Origin of the sequence: Salinimicrobium catena, from assembly GCF_900102915.1 — a bacterium.
Classification (GTDB): Bacteria; Bacteroidota; Bacteroidia; order Flavobacteriales; family Flavobacteriaceae; genus Salinimicrobium; species Salinimicrobium catena.
Map to the genome: position 1 here is coordinate 827,503 of NZ_FNGG01000001.1, position 19,193 is coordinate 846,695.

23 protein-coding genes are annotated in these 19,193 nt (G+C 43.6%); 13 read left to right on the top strand and 10 right to left on the bottom strand.

All coding sequences use genetic code 11. The features are described from left to right. Window positions 1-14: 14 nt before the first annotated feature. On the bottom strand, window positions 15-767 hold the full coding sequence (locus BLS64_RS03800) for a uroporphyrinogen-III synthase (protein WP_093111856.1): 753 nt from the start codon (window positions 765-767) through the stop codon (window positions 15-17). A gap of 21 nt (window positions 768-788) precedes the next feature. Next, on the bottom strand, window positions 789-1,448 hold the full coding sequence (locus tag BLS64_RS03805; RefSeq protein WP_176763415.1) for a DUF4271 domain-containing protein: 660 nt from the start codon (window positions 1,446-1,448) through the stop codon (window positions 789-791). A 101-nt stretch (window positions 1,449-1,549) separates the two neighbouring features. Here BLS64_RS03805 and BLS64_RS03810 point away from each other — a divergent pair, with 101 nt between their 5' ends. Genes BLS64_RS03810 through BLS64_RS03820 form a run of 3 tightly spaced genes read left to right on the top strand, consistent with a single transcriptional unit; the run spans window position 1,550 to window position 4,165 of the window. Further along, entirely contained in the window at window positions 1,550-2,281 is a 732-nt protein-coding gene (locus BLS64_RS03810; RefSeq protein WP_093111860.1) for a polyprenol monophosphomannose synthase, read from the top strand. After that, window positions 2,281-3,621: a dihydroorotase gene (locus tag BLS64_RS03815; RefSeq protein WP_093111862.1), complete on the top strand. Its 1,341-nt coding sequence runs from the start codon at window positions 2,281-2,283 to the stop codon at window positions 3,619-3,621. Before BLS64_RS03810 ends, BLS64_RS03815 begins: the two co-directional genes overlap by 1 nt. Window position 3,622: 1 nt before the next feature. Next, entirely contained in the window at window positions 3,623-4,165 is a 543-nt protein-coding gene (locus tag BLS64_RS03820; protein ID WP_093111864.1) for a DUF4296 domain-containing protein, read from the top strand. On the opposite strand, the gene BLS64_RS03825 is transcribed toward BLS64_RS03820, so the two are convergent. After that, on the bottom strand, window positions 4,155-5,174 hold the full coding sequence (locus tag BLS64_RS03825; protein WP_093111866.1) for an NAD-dependent epimerase/dehydratase family protein: 1,020 nt from the start codon (window positions 5,172-5,174) through the stop codon (window positions 4,155-4,157). The genes BLS64_RS03820 and BLS64_RS03825 overlap by 11 nt on opposite strands. A gap of 82 nt (window positions 5,175-5,256) precedes the next feature. On the opposite strand from BLS64_RS03825, the gene tyrS reads away from it, so the two are divergent. Next, on the top strand, window positions 5,257-6,552 hold the full coding sequence (tyrS, locus tag BLS64_RS03830; RefSeq protein WP_093111868.1) for a tyrosine--tRNA ligase: 1,296 nt from the start codon (window positions 5,257-5,259) through the stop codon (window positions 6,550-6,552). A gap of 130 nt (window positions 6,553-6,682) precedes the next feature. Here tyrS and BLS64_RS03835 read toward each other — a convergent pair whose 3' ends face one another. Both BLS64_RS03835 and BLS64_RS03840 read right to left on the bottom strand, forming a co-directional pair. Further along, entirely contained in the window at window positions 6,683-7,663 is a 981-nt protein-coding gene (locus BLS64_RS03835; protein ID WP_093111870.1) for a LuxE/PaaK family acyltransferase, read from the bottom strand. Between the two features lie 57 nt (window positions 7,664-7,720). Continuing rightward, window positions 7,721-8,071 carry a T9SS type A sorting domain-containing protein gene (locus tag BLS64_RS03840; protein WP_093111872.1) on the bottom strand — a complete coding sequence of 117 codons (351 nt, stop codon included), beginning with the start codon at window positions 8,069-8,071 and terminating at the stop codon, window positions 7,721-7,723. A gap of 284 nt (window positions 8,072-8,355) precedes the next feature. Here BLS64_RS03840 and BLS64_RS03845 point away from each other — a divergent pair, with 284 nt between their 5' ends. Together BLS64_RS03845 and BLS64_RS03850 are read left to right on the top strand one after the other, a co-directional pair. Then, window positions 8,356-9,042, top strand: coding sequence for a response regulator transcription factor (locus tag BLS64_RS03845; protein ID WP_093111874.1), 687 nt, complete (start codon window positions 8,356-8,358; stop codon window positions 9,040-9,042). Further along, a complete protein-coding gene (locus BLS64_RS03850) occupies window positions 9,042-10,121 on the top strand; it encodes a sensor histidine kinase (protein WP_093111876.1) in 1,080 nt (359 codons plus the stop codon). Before BLS64_RS03845 ends, BLS64_RS03850 begins: the two co-directional genes overlap by 1 nt. Here the strand turns inward: BLS64_RS03850 and BLS64_RS03855 are convergent. Continuing rightward, complete coding sequence (locus BLS64_RS03855; RefSeq protein WP_093111878.1) at window positions 10,059-11,117, bottom strand: glycosyltransferase; 1,059 nt, start codon at window positions 11,115-11,117, stop codon at window positions 10,059-10,061. The two genes, BLS64_RS03850 and BLS64_RS03855, sit on opposite strands and share 63 nt — an antisense overlap. 68 nt (window positions 11,118-11,185) lie before the next feature. Between BLS64_RS03855 and trmB the strand changes: the two genes are divergently transcribed. The 7 genes from trmB (at window position 11,186) to BLS64_RS03890 (ending at window position 15,801) form a co-directional block, all read left to right on the top strand. After that, window positions 11,186-11,860 carry a tRNA (guanosine(46)-N7)-methyltransferase TrmB gene (gene trmB / locus BLS64_RS03860; RefSeq protein WP_093111880.1) on the top strand — a complete coding sequence of 225 codons (675 nt, stop codon included), beginning with the start codon at window positions 11,186-11,188 and terminating at the stop codon, window positions 11,858-11,860. Between the two features lie 6 nt (window positions 11,861-11,866). Then, entirely contained in the window at window positions 11,867-12,487 is a 621-nt protein-coding gene (locus BLS64_RS03865) for a LysE family translocator (RefSeq protein ID WP_093111882.1), read from the top strand. Continuing rightward, window positions 12,487-12,813 carry an MGMT family protein gene (locus BLS64_RS03870; protein WP_093111884.1) on the top strand — a complete coding sequence of 109 codons (327 nt, stop codon included), beginning with the start codon at window positions 12,487-12,489 and terminating at the stop codon, window positions 12,811-12,813. The genes BLS64_RS03865 and BLS64_RS03870 overlap by 1 nt, the downstream gene beginning before the upstream one ends. A gap of 127 nt (window positions 12,814-12,940) precedes the next feature. Continuing rightward, window positions 12,941-14,068 (top strand): Mrp/NBP35 family ATP-binding protein, encoded by a 1,128-nt coding sequence (locus BLS64_RS03875; RefSeq protein WP_093111886.1) that lies wholly within the window; start codon window positions 12,941-12,943, stop codon window positions 14,066-14,068. Between the two features lie 2 nt (window positions 14,069-14,070). Continuing rightward, window positions 14,071-14,313 (top strand): NifU family protein, encoded by a 243-nt coding sequence (locus BLS64_RS03880; RefSeq protein WP_093111888.1) that lies wholly within the window; start codon window positions 14,071-14,073, stop codon window positions 14,311-14,313. Window positions 14,314-14,342: 29 nt separating this feature from the next. Next, the gene (locus tag BLS64_RS03885; RefSeq protein WP_093111890.1) at window positions 14,343-15,404 is read left to right on the top strand and encodes an NAD(P)/FAD-dependent oxidoreductase; all 1,062 of its coding nucleotides are present in this window, start codon (window positions 14,343-14,345) and stop codon (window positions 15,402-15,404) included. Window positions 15,405-15,462: 58 nt separating this feature from the next. Beyond that, window positions 15,463-15,801, top strand: coding sequence for a 2Fe-2S iron-sulfur cluster-binding family protein (locus BLS64_RS03890; RefSeq protein ID WP_093111892.1), 339 nt, complete (start codon window positions 15,463-15,465; stop codon window positions 15,799-15,801). Window positions 15,802-16,148: 347 nt separating this feature from the next. Here the strand turns inward: BLS64_RS03890 and BLS64_RS03895 are convergent, their stop codons facing one another. The 4 genes from BLS64_RS03895 to rimM all read right to left on the bottom strand — a co-directional run bounded on the left by BLS64_RS03895 (window position 16,149) and on the right by rimM (window position 19,187). Then, complete coding sequence (locus BLS64_RS03895; protein WP_093111894.1) at window positions 16,149-17,324, bottom strand: acyl-CoA dehydrogenase family protein; 1,176 nt, start codon at window positions 17,322-17,324, stop codon at window positions 16,149-16,151. Window positions 17,325-17,445: 121 nt separating this feature from the next. Then, window positions 17,446-18,165 (bottom strand): tRNA1(Val) (adenine(37)-N6)-methyltransferase, encoded by a 720-nt coding sequence (locus tag BLS64_RS03900; RefSeq protein WP_093112313.1) that lies wholly within the window; start codon window positions 18,163-18,165, stop codon window positions 17,446-17,448. A gap of 55 nt (window positions 18,166-18,220) precedes the next feature. Further along, window positions 18,221-18,562, bottom strand: a complete 342-nt coding sequence (locus tag BLS64_RS03905) for a four helix bundle protein (protein WP_093111896.1) — start codon at window positions 18,560-18,562, stop codon at window positions 18,221-18,223. Between the two features lie 100 nt (window positions 18,563-18,662). Further along, the gene (gene rimM / locus BLS64_RS03910; protein WP_093111898.1) at window positions 18,663-19,187 is read right to left on the bottom strand and encodes a ribosome maturation factor RimM; all 525 of its coding nucleotides are present in this window, start codon (window positions 19,185-19,187) and stop codon (window positions 18,663-18,665) included. Window positions 19,188-19,193: the final 6 nt, after the last annotated feature.

Sequence of the window (19,193 nt, forward strand, 5' to 3'; positions counted from 1 at the left end):
ATAAAAGAAGCTTTTTAGCTGTGCTTTTTGTTCTGCTCCTTGATGTACTTTTCCAGCGCCATGGTCATGGATGGAGTTTCGGGAGTGGGAGCCTGTATGTTCACCGTTAGGCCATGCTCTTTTGCGGCCTTAACCGTGGTATTTCCAAATACAGCGATCCTTGTATCATTTTGTTTGAAGTCGGGGAAGTTCTCAAACAGAGATTTGATTCCGCTGGGGCTAAAGAAAACCAGTATGTCATAAAATACTTCTCTAAGGTGAGACAGGTCACTTACCACTGTTTTGTAGAAAACCGCCTGTTTCCAGTCCACACCAAGTTTGTTCAATGTTTTTGGTACGTCCGGCTTCAGCATGTCTGAAGACGGAAGCAAGAATTTTTCGTTCTTATATTTTTTGATGAGCGGGGAAAGTTCAGCAAAGGTCCTTTTCCCAACATAGATCTTTCTCTTACGGTACACCACGTACTTCTGAAGGTAGTAGGCCACAGCCTCGCTTTGGCAAAAATACTTCAGGGTGTCAGGTACCTTGAACCTCATTTCTTCAGCTATACGAAAGAAGTGATCTACAGAGTTACGGCTGGTAAGGATGATGGCGGTATATTTAGAAAGATCAACTTTTTGTTGCCTTACGTCCTTGGAGGAAACTCCCTCTACATGGATAAAAGGGATAAAATCGATTTTTACTTTTTGTTTTTCTTCAAGATCAAAATAAGGGGAATTTTCAACCTTCGGTTCTGGCTGAGAAACCAAAATTGTTTTCACTTTCATATACATTTACTTTTATTCACCTTACAGCTTTGTAATTAGCTTATATAAAATAAAATAAGGTCCAATTTCGAGAGCGCAAAGATACAAAATAAAATAAAACCAACGGGTCAAAATAAACTGCTGATTTTTCCTGTAGAGGCTCAAGATGGTGATGAGGTTCATTAGCAGCAGGATTCCGATGCAAATATAAAGAGCTAATATAGAAGGCTCCCAAATGTAGATAAAGGCCATGCACACCGGCAGCAGCACCAGCGCCATGAAGTTTCTGTAGCTTAATTTATAGAACAGGTAAAAATTCAACTGTTTGTCTGCCGAAACAATATTAGCCAGGATCTTTTCAATGGTGAATTTTAGGAGTACAAAAGTGGCGTAGGCAGTAGCTATTCTCAGGTACAGCACCTTGGGCCGGTCGGGTTGGTCCTCGCTGATGCCATTGTAGAAGATAAATATGAAAAGAGCTACCGTGATGATGTTGACGGTAAAAAATAACAGGTTAAACGGGTGGAAGATCTTGGGATCCTTGCCTTTAAGGAGCAGATACTTGTCCGTCGCGAACAACATGACAAAATGGTTGAAGCGCTGCGGAAAAGTATATTTGGTGGCAACCAGAACAACCAGCACCAGTAGGAGGAGAAGGGTGATCCAGTCTTGTCCAACAACATGTCTTTCTATGGCTTCCAACCGCATAAATTTTCTACAAAGGTAAAATTTATACGATTAAAAGCCTTCGCAAAACTAAAATGTAAACCTTAAATTTGGTTACATTTGTCCAAAAGAATTTTATGCCAGATGGGATTGTTATAATACCCACCTACAACGAAAAGGAAAACATTGGGCGCATAGTAAAGAATGTATTTTCATTGCAGCGCAACTTCCACATACTTGTGGTAGACGATAACTCCCCAGACGGTACTGCCGAAATTGTTAAGGACCTGCAAAAGAAGTTCGAAAACCGGCTTTTTCTGCTGGAGAGACGGGAAAAATCTGGATTGGGAACTGCTTATATTGCGGGTTTCAAATGGGTCTTAAAAAGAGAATACAAGTACATCTTTCAAATGGATGCCGACTTCTCCCATAACCCCAATGACCTCATAAGGCTTTACAATGCCTGCAAAAGAGAGGGTGCAGATGTCGCCATCGGGTCCCGGTACAAAACCGGTGTTAACGTGGTGAACTGGCCAATGAGCAGGGTGCTGCTCTCCTGGATGGCTTCAAAATATGTAAGATTGATCACTGCCATGCCGGTGGAAGATACTACGGCAGGCTTTGTGTGTTATAAAAGAAAAGTTCTGGAAAGGATCCACCTGGACAAGATCAAGTTCGTTGGGTATGCCTTCCAGATCGAGATGAAATTCAAAGCCTATCTCGCGAAATTTAATATTGTTGAGGTTCCGGTGATATTCACAGACAGGACCCGGGGCGCTTCAAAAATGAGCGGGTCTATCATATGGGAAGCAGTTTTTGGCGTGGTGAAAATGAAGTTTTATAGTGTGTTTAACAAGATGACGATATAATGAAGAAGGTACTTATTAAGAATGCGAAAATTGTAAACGAAGGTTCTATTATAGAAGGGGATGTGTTTATTGAGGATGGGATCATTAGCGAGATCTCCTCAAGTATAAGTGCTAAATCTCCCGAACTTAAAATAATTGATGCCGAAGGAAATTACCTGCTTCCGGGAGTGATCGATGATCAGGTTCATTTTCGCGAACCAGGCCTTACCCATAAGGAAACTATAGAGGGAGGTTCAAAAGCGGCAGTGGCAGGAGGGATCACCTCTTTTATAGAGATGCCCAATACGCAGCCACAAACCACAACTATTGAACTGCTTGAGGAAAAATTCAAACGCGCCGAAAAGACTTCTTACGCGAACTACTCCTTCATGTTTGGAGGAACCAACGATAACCTGGAGGAGATCAAGAAAATAGATCCTAAAACTACGGCGGCCTTGAAACTTTTTTTAGGATCTTCAACAGGGAATATGCTGGTTGATGATGAAAAGGTTCTCGAAAAGATCTTTAAGGAATCACCTGTTTTGATCGCGGCACACTGTGAAGACGAGGGGACTATTAAAAAGAACCTGCAGGAATGTATCGATCGTTACGGAGACGATATTCCTATTGAACTGCATCCAAAAATTAGAAGCGAAGAAGCCTGCTATTTGTCTTCTTCCAAAGCTGTTGCCCTGGCAAAGAAAACAGGTGCAAGGCTGCACGTTTTCCACATTTCGACTGCAAAGGAACTGCAGCTTTTTGAAAACAAGAAGCCTCTGAAGGACAAGAAGATCACGGCTGAGGTTTGTATCCACCATTTGTGGTTCAACGACAAAGATTATGTCAAAAAAGGAACCTTTATCAAGTGGAACCCAGCTGTTAAGACTGAAAAAGATCAGGAGGCGCTTCTAAAAGCCGTTCTGGAAGATAAAATAGATGTGATCGCGACAGATCATGCGCCTCACACCCTTGAGGAAAAGAAGAACGTCTATACCAAAGCTCCGAGTGGAGGTCCGCTGGTGCAGCATGCCCTTCCGGCAATGTTGCAGTTCTATCATCAGGGGAAGATCTCACTGGAGAAGATAGTTGAAAAGATGTGCCACAATCCGGCGATATTATTTCAGATCGAAAAAAGAGGATTTATCAGGGAAGGTTACAAGGCCGATCTTGTGTTGGTAGATCTTAATGCTCCCTGGAGTGTTCAGCCGGGAAATATCCTGTACAAGTGCGGTTGGTCACCTTTTGAAGGAGTCACCTTTAAATCCAGGATCACTCACACCTTTGTAAACGGAAACCTGGTGTATAACAATTTCCGATTCGCACCTTTTGTAAAAGCTGAACGTCTAAGTTTTGATCGCTAAAATGAGACTGCTGTATGCACTTTTGATCATGGCCCTCTTCGCGGGATGTCAGGATATTCAAAAAACCCCTAAGCCAGAAGACCTTATTTCTAAAGATAAAATGGTAGACGTCCTTACCGAAATATCTTTGCTGCATGGCGCACGCAGTTACAACGTGAACCTGCTGGAGGAAAAAGGAATAGATCCCAATAAGTATATTTATGAGAAGTACGATATCGATAGCCTGCAGCTGGTAAAGAGCAATGATTATTACGCGGCAAATTATAGGGATTATCAGGATATTTACAACAATGTCAAGGAGCGGCTGGAAGCTTTAAAGGTAGAATACGATACCATAAGGGTAAGGGAAGAGCGCAGAAAGGATTCTTTAAGGAAGCTTGAACGGGATACTCTGCTGGAGGATAGTATCAGAAAACCGGAAAGAGATTCCCTGCTTCAGGACAGTATTAGAAGACCACGAAAGGATTCCCTCTTGCTCAAAAAGTTCAGGAGAGGGGATAAACAACTGCCGGTGCCAATGTCCAGACGCGATTCTATTCGCTAAATTCTTTTCTGAAAGATCTTCCTGTAGCTTCTATGGAATCTTCCACAGGAGTAAACTTAAAATTGAATGTTGACTTGAGTTTCTCACTACTGTAATAGCTGTCCTTAAAAGCGGTTTTTGCAGAATGCCTGTTGAGCTTTCTGTCTTTGCCTGAAAAAGGAGCGGTAAACTTTTCAAAAATCCAGCCTAGATAGATCATCCAGGGTTTCAGCACCTTTTTTGGAGCAGGTTTGTTCAGGCTTTTGGCGACCTCTTCCAATACCACTTTGAACGACAGATTTTCTGAGACGACCACGTAAGCTTCATTTTCAACGGGAGATCGCATCGAGAGCAGCATGATGCTTACCAGGTCTTCCACTCCCACAAAACCCGTGACCTTCGGGAAATAATAATTGAGGCCGTTATTTACCCTTTTAAAGATGTGTCCGCTCCCGCTGTCCCAGAAGCCGGGTCCAATAATGATCCCGGGGTTTAAGATCACTACCGGTACGCCCTCCTGGCTGGCACGCCAAACTTCGGTCTCTGCCCCGTACTTGGTTATAGCATATATATTATGGTCATTTTCCTTGTTCCATTGAGAGGCTTCGGAAATGACATTTTCACCGGGTTTTTTATCCAGTGTCGCGATTGAACTAAGAAAAACCAGTTTTCTCACCTTTTCCTTTATGCAGAAATTCACCACATTGGCCGTACCTTCAATGTTGGTTTTCCGTAGGCGGGAATCTTTGGAAGGGTCAAAAGAGATCAATGCTGCGCAGTGATACACTTCCTTTACTCCGTTGAAAGCCTGTGAAAGGGAAGGAATGTCGGTAATATCTGCTTTTTGCCACTCTATCTGTCCGAAGAGCTTTGCAGTTTCTTCTTCGCAATTTGTGTAGGAAAAGACCTTTTTTACGGCCTCAAGGCTTTCTTCTGTTCTATAGATGGCTCGTGGTTCTTCTCCTGCTTTTACCAGCTCGAGCAACAAATGCGAACCCACTAAACCTGTGCCTCCGGTTACTAGAATCATTCGGTAAATATAAAGAAATCCGCTTAGGAAAAATGCTGGTTTATGGTATCTTTACGGCTGTTTTTATTTCAAAAGAGTAAGCATGAAAAAGAATTTTGTAGAAGAACTGACCTGGAGAGGAATGATCCACGATGTGATGCCGGGCACCGAAGAGCATTTGCAGGAAGGCCTTAGAGCCGCTTATGTGGGAATAGATCCAACTGCCGATTCCCTGCACATTGGTCACCTGGTGGGAGTGATGATGCTGAGGCATTTTCAAATGTGCGGACACAAGCCTGTAGCCCTTGTTGGAGGCGCGACCGGGATGATAGGTGATCCTTCAGGAAAATCTAATGAAAGAAACCTTCTTGATGAGGCTACTCTGCTGCACAATCAAAATGCTTTAAAAGCTCAGCTTTCCAGATTCCTTGATTTTGACAGTGATTCTGAAAATGCTGCCGTGCTGGTGAACAATTACGACTGGATGAAGAACTTTTCTTTCCTGGAATTCATCAGGGATGTAGGGAAGCACATCACCGTGAACTATATGATGTCTAAAGACAGCGTAAAGAAGCGTTTGTCTTCAGATTCTTCCGAAGGAATGTCTTTTACAGAATTCACTTACCAGCTGGTACAGGGCTATGATTTCCTCCACCTTTACAGGGAACAGAACTGTACGCTGCAAATGGGTGGAAGCGACCAGTGGGGTAATATCACCACCGGTACCGAATTGATAAGAAGAATTGGAGATGGCAAAGGCTATGCGCTTACCTGCCCGTTGATCACCAAGGCAGACGGGACCAAATTCGGAAAGACCGAAAGCGGGAACATCTGGCTGGATGCTGAAAGGACCTCTCCATATAAATTTTACCAGTACTGGTTGAACACCAGCGATGAGGATGCCGAAAGGTTCATCAAGATCTTTACATTCCTTCCGAAGGAAGAGATCGAAGCCCTTGTGGCCAAACATCAGGAAGAGCCGCATCTGCGCCAGTTACAGCGCAAGCTTGCCGAAGAGATCACCGTTATGGTGCATTCTAGAGAGGATTACGACAACGCGGTAAAGGCTTCGGAAGTGCTTTTTGGAAAAAGTACTGCCCAGGATCTCAAAAGCCTGAACGAAGCGACATTTTTGGATGTGTTTGAAGGAGTGCCGCAGGCCAAGGTGAACAGGGAAGATGTGGAGCACGGCCTTGACATGATCGCGGCGCTTTCAGCTAAAACAGATTTCTTAAAATCGAACGGAGAGGCGAGACGCGCTCTAAAGGAGAATTCTATTTCTGTGAACAAGGAAAAAGTTGGAGAAGATTTCAGTATAACTACTAATGATCTTATCAACGACAAGTACGTCATCATCAACAAAGGAAAAAGAAATACATACATCATAAAGGTGGAGTAAAAGAAAACCCCCAAATCGCCGGGCGGCGAAGGGGGCTTCTAACTAACCAACCAATTATGAAAACATAATCTAACCGTAAGTTAAGTCGTCTAAAAATCAATTCCTTACACTTACGGTTAATTTTTTTATGTTAAAAAACCATTAGGTTACAACCGCGGATATCGCTGTTGTCAAAACGTCCCAAAATTTCGATTTTTCCGGCTCCCAAATCCTTCCCGAGATCCTGCGTCGCGATAAAGGAGCAGGAATTGATATTAGCCAGGTCGATCACATTTATTCCTCCCGATTTACCTTCAGGAAGTAAGCTCAGGGCATCTTCAGGATCACGAATGATGATCTTCATCCAGGGGGGGCATTCAAAAATGCCGTCTCCCGTTGAATATGCCTGAGAAAGCAGCTCGGTCATTCCATATTCACTGTGGATTTTTTCCACACCAAAGCCTGCTTTTAGAACCTGATGAAGTTCTTTCCTGATCATTTCTTTGCGGCGGCCTTTCATGCCTCCTGTTTCCATGATAACGGTATGCTTCAGGTTAAATCGAAATTTCTCTACCAGGTCGAGCAGAGCAAATGAAACTCCTATTAAAAGAATTTTTTGTTCCTGATGCTCAAGAAGTTCTATTTTTTCTTTCAGGGCATCGAGATCGTGAAGATAGAAACCGCTGTGGGGGTTTTCGCTCTTTTTTATAAGATCATCTACCATGTAGATGAGGGAGGATCCTTCGCGTTCCAGGTAGGACGGGAGCAGGGCGAGCACTGCATAGTCTTCCACACTTCCGTAGAAATGTTCAAAGCCCCTGCGGAAACTTTCTACATAAACCTGCAGGTCGGTCACATAATGTTTGCTGGTATTTTGTCCGGTGGTGCCGCTGCTGGTGAAAATCTTTTCTGAAGATGGTCCCCAACTTAATATTTTATGAGTTTTGAAGAACTCTATAGGCAAAAAAGGTATGTCCTTAACATGCTTAACCTCTTCCGGAGTTCTGCTAAGCAAGTCACAGAATTGCCTGTAAACCTTATTGTTGGTGTACTGAAATTCAAAAACTTCCAGGGCCCGGGCATCAAAAGCTTCGGGAGCTGAAATGTCAAAAATGTCGAATTTATTGTGCATGCAGGCACAAAGGTACAGAAAAGCCCTTTTTTAAAGCTATAGAATAAAAATGGTGAATTACCGCACTACCAGTTTTCGTGTCGCCGAGCTCTTGCCTTCCTGGATCTTCATGATATAAACTCCGGGATCAAGAGAGGAGATATTGAGTTCATTACCGGCCAGGTTGGCGGAAAGGATATTCTTTCCTAAAACATTATAGACCTCAATGATCTTGGGCTTGTTGCTCCTGGTGTTAATATATACTTTCTGCCCAGATGCGGGATTTGGGTAAATAGAAAGCCCTTCAATTGGAAATTCTTTTACCGATGCTGTTGCGGCAGTTGCTGTAGGCGATATTTGTGCGGTAGCCGGTTCTGCAAAGAGCAAAAGGCTAAATATCAATAAGAAAGACAAGTAGATTTGTTTCATTTTCAGCGCACTATTAGAGTAAAATTACAATAAAAAATTCAAAAACCAGACCAAAGCAGCTGCTATATAACGTTAAAGTCCCCTTAAAAAACAATAAACCGGAAGTGCAGGTCGTTGCTTTTCAGGTTCAAAAAATGGGCCGAAAATCAGGTTCTTGGAAGATTTATTTTTCAGCCTGTTTAACCTTAATATCACCTCAAGGTTACCAGATAGTTAACAATTCCTGTTTCATAGCCATCATTTAATTTTATCTTTACATTTACGGGAGTTTAAGCACTTTTTTAATGAAAAAGAAAGACATCTGTATACTTCTGGTCGATGACGAGCCGGATATTATCGAGATCATTCGTTATAACCTTTCTTCGGAAGGTTATAAAGTAGTCACCGCCGAAAACGGCAGGCGCGCTTTGGAAGTGGCAAAAAAAGAAAACCCGCAGCTTATCATTCTTGATGTGATGATGCCCGAAATGGATGGTATGGAAACCTGCATTCAGCTGCGCAAAGATCCTGAGCTTAGAGAGACGGTGATCGCATTTTTGACCGCCCGGGGAGAAGATTATTCCCAAATGGCCGGCTTTGATGCGGGAGCCGATGATTACATCACCAAACCAATAAAGCCAAAGATACTTACCAGTAAGGTAAAGGCTTTGCTTAGGCGCTTTAGGGGAGGTGAGGCCAAAAGCAACAATGTACTTACAGTTAGCGACCTTGTTATTAACCGTGATGAATACAAGGTTATAAAAGATGATGAGGAGATCATGTTGCCGCGCAAGGAGTTTGAATTGCTGTACCTTTTGGCCTCTCAACCGGGGCGGGTTTTTAAAAGAGTAGAGATCATGGAGAAGATATGGGGTAACGAAGTAGTGGTGGGAGACCGAACCATAGATGTGCATGTGAGAAAGCTAAGAGAGAAGATCGGCGATGACAGGATACAGACAGTGAAAGGAGTAGGATACAAGTTTGTGGAATAATGTCTAACAATTTTAGGAGATCATATAAGTTCGCGGCAAAGACCTCTCTTTACCTCACGCTTTTCATGACCATATTCTCGGCAGGTTTCCTGATCTTTTCGGGCTTGTTTTCCATGAAACTTATTGTTGTCTACGCTTTATCCTGTTTTATATTTTCCTTTTTGATCATTCAGTACCGGGTCGAATTCTTTATTTATAAGAAAATAAAGAAGATCTACGAAAATGTAAGTTTGCTGAGTTCTTCTACTCTAGATCCAGATAAAATGACCCTTACCGATATGACCACCCTTTCGCGGGAGGTGGAAAAGTTCGCGGAAGGTAAAAAGCTCGAGATAGAAGCGCTTCAATTGCGAGATAGTTACCGAAAGGATTTTATGGGCAACATTTCCCATGAATTGAAGACGCCTTTATTCACCGTCCAGGGATATATCGAGACCTTGCTTGATGGCGCTATGAAAGACAAGAAGGTGCGAAAAAAATACCTTACCCGTGCAGCTAAAGGAGTGGAAAGACTCATTTATATCGTCAGAGATCTGGATATGATCACCAAACTCGAAACCGGTGAACTGCGACTGAACAAAGAAAACTTTGACATCATTGAGGTTGTCCAGGGAGTTTTTGATCTTCTGGAAATGAAGGCGGCAAAGAAAAATATTACTCTGGTTTTCGATACGGACTATGAACCTGTGATGGTCTATGCCGACAGGGACCGTATTCAGCAGGTGTTGACCAATCTGGTGGTTAATTCCATAAAATATGGCAAAAATGACGGTACTACCGAAGTAATGATCGAAAACAGGTCCAAGAACAAGATCATCGTGCGGGTGAGTGATAACGGTGAAGGGATCGAAGAAGCGCATATTCCGCGGCTTTTTGAGAGGTTCTACCGGGTGGATAAAAGCGGTTCCCGTAAAGAAGGAGGCTCGGGTCTTGGGTTGTCTATCGTGAAACACCTGATAGAAGCGCATAAGGAACGTATTTTTGTAGAGAGCACTCCCGGCCTGGGAAGCGAATTTTCATTCACCCTCAAAAAGGCTAAAAAGTCCGGAAAAACTGCAAACAAATCCAGGGTCGCTTAGTCCATAAAATTTATCAGACTTTTTCAGCATTTCGGGATGGAACTCATTTTGTGAACAGGAACCCGCAATGCCCAGCCTGTTCATTCTTTCGGCTAAATATTCCTGTTCGAACTGCCCCGGCGTGGGAATGAAAAATGCTTTTTTCTCCAGCTTTGCCAGATCCATCAAGGTGGTGTAGCCTGATCTTGCCACAATTAGTTTGCTCGAGTTTAGCGCGTCTTCCAGTTTACTGCCGTACATATAATTCCGGATGGTCAGGTTTGAATTATGGTGCCTGCATTCTTCCTCCTTGATCACCCCTCGAACGAACAGGATCTTTTGAGTGGTGTCGCTGAAGGAATGAAGCAGTTTTTCCTCCAGGAGCCTCCTCTGCGGCTCAGGACCTGAAAGGAGAACCATAATGTCATACTTCTGCGGAAGAGTCTTTTTTTCGAACCTGCTGAGGATGCCAATGTACTTGATACTCTCCCCCGGGTTTTTAACATGCCCTAACATTCCGCTGAGGTTCTTTGCGCCGGGAGCATCGGGAACCCAGCACTCGTCGAATTTTCTGATGTACTTTTGATGCAGTTTACTGCTAAGATAAGTGGTGTTGCCGGAGAGTACGTTCAGCTGATGGGTGATGAAAACATTTGTAAGATGCTTATAGCGTACTCCAAAGCGGCTGTCTGAAATGATACCTGAAAGATTTTCCTGTTCCACGAGTTTTTTTGTAGCCTTTCGTTCCTTTTTGATATTCCGAAGAATAGAAGGAGTGTCCATCAATAATTTCCATTTTAGCAGGCTTCCCTTGCTGGTGTAGGTGATGTTGTATGAGGGGAGTTCAAAACTTTTAAGGTGCGGAAATTCCTTTTTCAGCAAAAGAAGCGCATCGCCGTCTGATGCGATCACAGGTTCAAATTCTTTTTCCTCAAGCTTGCGAATGAGGGGGATACAACGGGTGGCGTGCCCCAGTCCCCAGTTTAAAGGGGCTACTAAAATGCGTCTCTTGTGCATATTGTAAATATAAAAAGAGGGGGCTGTGGAGTATTTTATTTAATTTTACCAAAATATTAAATTTTCAGGTGGGAAGTAAGAATAAATTAAAGCGGTTTAGAGAGAACGAAACTTTTTCAAATGTGATACAGCCAACCCGCGAGGAGGTTGTGGAAGGAAGATTCCCTCTTAAGGGGAACTGGAGTAAGGACTTCTTTAAGAATGACAAACCTATAGTACTGGAACTTGGTTGTGGAAAAGGGGAATACAGCGTTGGTCTTGCCCAGGAATATCCCGAAAAGAATTTTCTTGGCATTGACATTAAAGGGGCCAGATTTTGGCGTGGTGCCAAGACAGCTTTGGAAGAAGGTCTTGAGAATGTCGGGTTTTTGCGCAGCCAGATAGAACTGGTAGACCTGCTTTTTGCTGAAAATGAAGTAGACGAGATCTGGATCACCTTTCCAGATCCGCAGATCAAATACAAACGCACCAAACACAGAATGACGAATTCAGAATTCCTTCAGAAGTATAAAAAGATACTTAAGCCTGAAGGAGTGGTAAATTTGAAGACTGACAGCGAATTCATGCATGGCTACACCCTTGGGCTTTTGCACGGTGAAGGTCATGAGATCATCCAGGCCAACCACGATGTGTATAAGAACGAATATTCCCCTAAAGAAGTGGTTGGGATACAAACTTTCTATGAAAAACAGTATCTTGAGCAGGGAAAACCAATAACTTACGTTCAGTTCAGAATAAAATAGGCGCTTTTGGAGGAAACTAAAATTTTCCTTATTACTTATTTTGCCGCTTTACTGGGAGTCGTACCCCCGGGCCTTGTCAATATGACGGTGGCCAAGACCTGTGTGCAAAAAGGTAAAAAGAACGGTATCTATGTGGCTGCAGGCGCTTCTTTTGTGGTGCTGATACAGGCCACAATAGCCGTTTTACTTACCCGGTATATTTTTGACAATCCTTTTGTTCGAAATGTGCTTTTAAGGGCGGGGCTGGTGATCTTCATTATTTTAATGGTCTATTTCCTGATTATGGCCAAGTACAAAAGAAAAAAGGTGGAAGTGAGTCCAACCTCTGGTGTAAAAAGTATTTTTAAAGGGTTTATGATTGGTGCCCTTAACATCTTTCCAATTCCTTATTTTGTAGCCCTCAGCGCGGCCTTGAATGTGAACGGACAGGTGGAATACCTGCTGCTGAACAATACCGTTTTTGTGCTTGCGGCATCCCTGGGTACTTTTACGACCCTCTACCTTTATGCGCTCTTCTTCGCCAAAATTGAGGCCGAAGAAACCTTTTTCGCAAAATATTCCAATTATTTCATGGCCGGGCTCATGCTTATCCTGGTCATCATTACCTTCATCAGGATCTTTTACTAATGAAAGAAGAAAATTTCTTTGAGAGGGTTTACGACGTGGTAAGGCTTATTCCTGAAGGGAGGGTGACCAGCTATGGGGCTATCGCTGTTTACCTGGGTGCGGCAAGAAGCGCCCGAATGGTAGGTTGGGCAATGAACAATGCCTCAAAAATGGAGGATGTGCCTGCCCACCGGGTGGTGAACCGCAATGGCCTTTTGACGGGCAAACACCACTTTCCCGGCACCTACGTGATGCAGCAACAGCTTGAAGAGGAGGGGGTGCAGGTAAGAGAGGATAAAATTGTGGATTTTAAGAAGCATTTCTGGGATCCTGCCAAGGAGTTATAGCCTCTATTTCCCTATTATTTATATCAATGGTCAAAAGTGGGTAAGAACTTCGTTATCTTAGCTTTTCGGCTTATATTTGCGTTTAGAATGAATCTATATAAGCCATTCCAAATCTATACAATACAACATGAAACTAGATAAAAAAGAAATAATGAAAGCTCTGGAAACCATTTCGGTTTCCGGGGAAGGTAAAAATATGGTTGAAAGTGGTGTGGTGCAGAACATTATGACCTTTGGTGATGAGGTTGTGGTTGATCTGTTATTGAGCACTCCGGCACTTCACATTAAAAAAAGGGCCGAAGTGGACGTGATGAAGGCAATTCATGAGCATGTTTACCAGAAAGCCAAGGTGAAGGTGAATGTAAAAGTGCAGGCACCCGAAAAAACTGAAATAAAAGGGAAAGCCATTCCCGGGATCAAGAATATTGTTGCTGTAGCCTCCGGAAAGGGAGGAGTAGGAAAGTCTACCGTTACGGCAAATCTGGCGGTGAGCCTTGCAAAAATGGGCTTTAAAGTGGGACTTTTGGATGCCGATATCTATGGACCGTCAATGCCAATGATGTTCGATGTGCAGGCCGAAAAGCCTCTGTCTGTAAATGTTGATGGAAAGTCTAAAATGAAACCGGTTGAGAATTACGGTGTAAAACTTCTTTCCATAGGATTCTTTACGCAGCCCAATCAGGCGGTGATCTGGAGAGGACCAATGGCTGCAAAGGCGCTGAACCAGATGATCTTTGACGCGGCCTGGGGAGAACTTGATTTTCTTTTAGTTGACCTTCCTCCGGGAACAGGAGATATTCACCTTTCCATCATGCAGTCGTTACCGGTAACCGGTGCCGTTGTGGTAAGTACTCCGCAGAACGTGGCCCTGGCCGATGCCAAGAAAGGGGTGGCGATGTTCAAACAGGAAGCTATCAATGTTCCGGTGCTGGGGATAGTAGAGAACATGGCTTACTTTACTCCGGAAGAGTTGCCGGAAAATAAATATTATATCTTCGGAAAAGAAGGAGCCAAAATGCTGGCAGAAGATCTTGAGGTGCCATTTCTAGGTCAGATCCCGTTGGTGCAAAGCATCAGGGAAGCGGGAGACATTGGTCACCCGGCAGCCTTGCAGGAAGAAACGCCTCTTTCTGAAGCTTTTGATAAGTTAACTCAAAACATTGTTCAGGAAACGGTTGACCGCAACAGCAGTCTTCCTCCTACCGAAGCGATAAAAATCACCACTATGGCCGGCTGTAGTGCAGTTAAAAAATAGTCATGACAAGCGAAGAAGTACGATTAAATGTTGAAAAAGCGCTGGACGAGATCAGGCCTTTTCTAAAAAGTGACGGCGGCGATATCTCCCTTTTAGGGATCGAGGAAGACCGCGTTGTAAAAGTGCAGTTGTTGGGAGCTTGCGTAGGCTGCACGGTCAATCAAATGACCCTTAAATCGGGAGTGGAGATGACCATTAAAAAATATGCTCCCCAAATAGAGAAAGTGCTGAACATAGAAAAGTAGCTTTTTCTGCAATTTTTAAAGAGGAAGAAATGATTAAGACAGATATGTTGATCATCGGTGCTGGGCCTACGGGCCTTTTTGCCGTGTTTGAAGCAGGATTATTAAAGTTAAAATGTCATCTAATTGATGCCTTGCCCCAGCCAGGCGGGCAGTGTGCAGAGATCTATCCCAAAAAGCCTATTTATGACATCCCGGCTTTTCCCGAGGTTCTTGCCGGAGACCTGGTAGATAACCTCATGGAACAGATAAGACCTTTTGAACCGGGTTTCACCCTGGGCGAAAGAGCAGAAACCATTGAAAAGCTTGAAGATGGTTCCTTTGTGGTCACCACCAACGAGGGTACAGAACATCACGCTCCTGTGGTGGTGATCGCCGGTGGCCTGGGCAGTTTTGAACCGCGAAAACCGCCTATTACAAATATCTCCAAATACGAGAACAAAGGCGTTTCTTATATGATCAAAGAGCCTGAAGATTATCGCGATAAGCGAGTAGTTATAGCAGGAGGAGGGGATTCAGCGCTGGACTGGGCGATTTTCCTTTCTGATGTAGCTTCGGAAGTTTCTCTTGTTCACAGAAGGAATGAATTCCGTGGGGCATTGGATTCCGTAGAAAAGGTTTCAGAACTGGCCAAAGAAGGAAAGATCAACATGATCACCGAAGCCGAAGTGGTAGGCCTGAAAGGGGATGATCACCTGGAATCTGTGGTGATACGTCATAAGGGCGAAGCTTCCGAAGAAGAGATCAAGGAAACCGATCATTTTATTCCGCTTTTCGGACTCTCCCCAAAGCTCGGGCCTATTGCCAATTGGGGACTGGAGATCGAAAAGAACGCGATCAAAGTGGACAATAGCTACGATTACCAGACCAACATTCCCGGCATTTATGCAATTGGCGATGTGAATACCTATCCGGGGAAGCTCAAGCTTATTCTTTGCGGATTCCACGAGGCGGCTATCATGTGCCAGAGCGCCTATCAGCGTATCTTCCCCGATAAGAAGTACGTGATGAAATACACCACCGTGAGCGGGGTGAGCGGCTTTGACGGCAGTAAGAAGGAAGCCAAGAGAGAAGTTGTAAAAAGTATTAATTAAAAAATTAAGATCAGACCTGGCAGGTTGACCAAGATCTGTCGGGTCTTTTTATCATATAATGTCAGATATCAAGATCACCATTATAGACCGCGAAGGCCACGCCCACCAGGTGGATGCTCCAACCGACATGAACATGAACCTCATGGAAGTGATCAAGATGCATGAGCTCGCTCCTGAAGGGACTATCGGCATCTGCGGCGGCATGGCCATGTGTGCCTCCTGTCAGTGCTACATCCAGAATAAGGAACACCTTATGCCGGAAAAAGGATATGAGGAAGAAGACATGCTGGACCAGGCTTTCTTTGTGGAGGACAACAGCCGCCTGAGCTGTCAGATCCATATTGAAAAAGAACTTGACGGACTAGAAGTCAAGATCGCGCCCTACAATGCCGATTAGATTTTTTGCGGGTTATTTTCTCTAATTAATTGTATTTCAGATAAAAAGGTTCGGTTTTTGTAAATGGAACCGTGACAAATAATAGGTCTTGCCAATGCTATATTCGGTTATTGTTTTTTATTCTGAAAAATCCCGCGATTATGTTCAAATAGATGGAGTGGTTTCGAAGAAACCCGTCAAATTGAAGACCGAATGCTGTGAGAAATATAAAAAGGGCAAACGCTGTAAGCGTTGCCCTTGTTTTGATCTGCTGCAGTAATTCCGAATTTAAAATTCAAGATTATATTTCCGAAGCTGTCGTAGATCGTGAAAGATCGATATTGAATCTTGAATTCAAAATTTTGAATCTATTGGAACGCCGGAATTCCGGTTATATCTGCGCCGGTAATCAGCAGGTGAATATCATGTGTCCCTTCATAAGTGATCACACTTTCAAGGTTCATAATATGGCGCATTATGCTGTATTCTCCCGTGATTCCCATTCCTCCAAGCATTTGCCTGGCTTCTCTCGCGATCTCTATCGCCATATTCACATTGTTTCTTTTTGCCATTGAGATTTGGGCAGAAGTTGCTCTGCCTTCATTCCGAAGAACTCCCAGCCTCCATGCCATCAACTGAGCTTTCGTGATCTCGGTGATCATTTCGGCCAATTTTTTTTGCTGTAGCTGGAAACTCGCAATGGGTTTTCCGAACTGTTCCCGTTCTTTAGAATATCTGAGGGCGGTATCATAGCAATCCATAGCGGCACCAATTGCTCCCCATGCAATACCATAACGTGCGGAATCAAGACAACCCAAAGGTGCTCCCAAACCACTTTTTTCGGGCATCAGGTTTTCCTTCGGAACCTTAACATTGTCAAATATCAGTTCTCCTGTGGCACTGGCACGCAGGGACCATTTGTTATGTGTTTCCGGAGTAGTAAAACCTTCCATTCCTCTTTCCACGATTAGTCCATGGATACGGCCTTCTTCATTTTTTGCCCAAACTATCGCAATGTCGGCAAAAGGAGCATTTGAGATCCACATTTTTGCCCCGTTAAGCAGGTAGTGGTCTCCCTTGTCTTTAAAGTTAGTGGTCATTCCGCCGGGATTCGAACCGTGATCGGGTTCAGTAAGACCAAAGCAGCCCATCATCTCGCCGGTAGCCAGCTTTGGCAGGTATTTTTTCTTCTGTTCTTCAGTTCCGTATTTAAAAATAGGATACATGACCAGGGAAGATTGTACTGATGCTGTTGATCGTACTCCGCTGTCGCCTCTTTCTATCTCCTGCATGATAAGTCCATAGGAGATCTGGTCGAGTCCTGCACCGCCGTATTCTTCGGGGATGTAAGGGCCAAAAGCACCTATTTCGGCAAGACCATTTATTAATTGCTTCGGAAATTCTGCTTTTTGTGCCGCCTCTTCAATAATGGGAGAAACTTCTCTTTTCACCCATTCTCGTGAGGCGTCGCGCACCATTTTATGTTCGTCACTTAATAGGTCGTCCAGCTGGTAATAATCCGGAGCCTGAAATTGATCTTTCATTTGTTTGGTAGTTTACTGTTTGTCTGGAAAGTAAATTTAAGAAATCGGGCACTAGGGACAAGCAGGAAATGCAAATGAATTATCTGTAAGCTTTTTGTTCTATTGAAAAGAAGCTGAAAATTTACATTTTCAGGTAGAAATCTTTCACCAGTTCCACATATTCGGGAGTGTAATTATGGCGTGAATTTTCAATGGCCAGTTCAGTGGGAGTCACTTCTTTTTCAGTGAAACCAAACTCGATCAAAGTTCTTTTGACCTCAGATCTTACATCTCCCCGTACATGAGTGATTCGTTGAGGGAAAAGCCGATGCTTTTTTGCTGTTTTTAAGAAGTTTTCTTCTTCTTTCTTCGGAATAATTACGTTGAACTTTCCTTCTTCTGAAAGCAGTGCCGCCACACCCGAGATCAGTTCTTCAAAAGGCAGGGCTTCCGCGAACCTCGCCTGGTCGCGTTGTGCATTTCCGGAAGTATATTCGTCAGAATAAAACGGCGGATTGGAGATGATGAGATCGTATTTTTCCTCTTCCTGCATCTCTTCCACGAATTCATCAAAAGCCGCATGGTAGCAGAACAAACGGTCGCCCCAATCACTGTTTTCAAAATTCTCCACGGCCTGCTCGTAAGCATCCTCGTCTATCTCGAGCGCGTCAATTAATTCCGCAGAACTGCGCTGCGCTAACATGAGCGCGATCACTCCCGTTCCTGTCCCAATATCCAAGATAGAATAAGGATGGTGCTCCAAAGAAGCCCAGGCACCCAGCAGCACCCCGTCTGTGCCTATTTTCATCGCGCAGCGGTCCTGGTGGATGGTGAAATGTTTAAATACGAAGGGTTTGTTCATGATAATGCAAAGAAAAAGCACCAAATTCCAAGCACCAAATTCCAAGGGTGTGAAATTAAGATTTGTTTATTATAGCAGATAAAATTTTGCGAAGCTCTTGTGCTTCGCTGACCATCTGATCTATATCTGGTTCAAATTGTGGATTAGAGGCTTTTAAGAGCCTGAGCCAATACCCTGATTCCTTTGCCTCCTTGCGTGCTATCTTCAGGCGAAAAGAAAAATCTTTTTCACCAAGTTTCTCATTGGCTTCAATGTAATTTGCCCCTACAGACCCTGAAGATCGTATAAGTTGCTTTCCGTCCTCAATGTTAGCGATAGATTTTGGAAGAATAGATATTAATTTTCTACAGTCTCTGGCAAATTCAAAAGTCCTTTCTTCTAGGGCGTAAGGTTTCATGCTCTCTCTTTACATTTAAAGATAGACAATTTCTTACTCGCTACTTGGAAATTGTTTATGTAGTATTGGAATTTGGAATTTGTTATTTGGAAGTTTTGATTTATAGATATAAATCAATCAATCCCTCCGGCGTCCTTACAAAAATGGTCTTGTTCTTCTTGTCCACCTTCTGCAGGAATTCGTCATTCATGGGAATAAGGATCTGCCTGCCGTCTTTCTCGATCTCAAAAAGGGCCTGGGCAGTGGTGTCGTTGATGCCGGTTATTTTGCCTACGCTTCCGTAGTTCTCGTCCTCGACTGAAAAGCCGATGATCTCATGGTAGTAGAACTGATCTTCTTCCAGCTTGGGCAGGAGGTTGAGGGGCAGGTACAGGTCGCACTTTAAAAGATCTTCAGCATCTTCTTCAGAATCTACCTCCTCAAATTTCACCCGCAGCAGATTGCTCTTTTGCAGGGAACTTTTTTCAATAAAAAATGGAACCAGATTATCGTCATAATCGACGAAAACTGATTCCATTTCTAAATAGGTTTCGGGTTCATCGGTGTCGAGTTTGATCAACACCTCGCCCTTAAAACTGAATTTACTAACGATCCTGCCAAGATAGAAACACTCTTCTTTTGTCATTGCTCG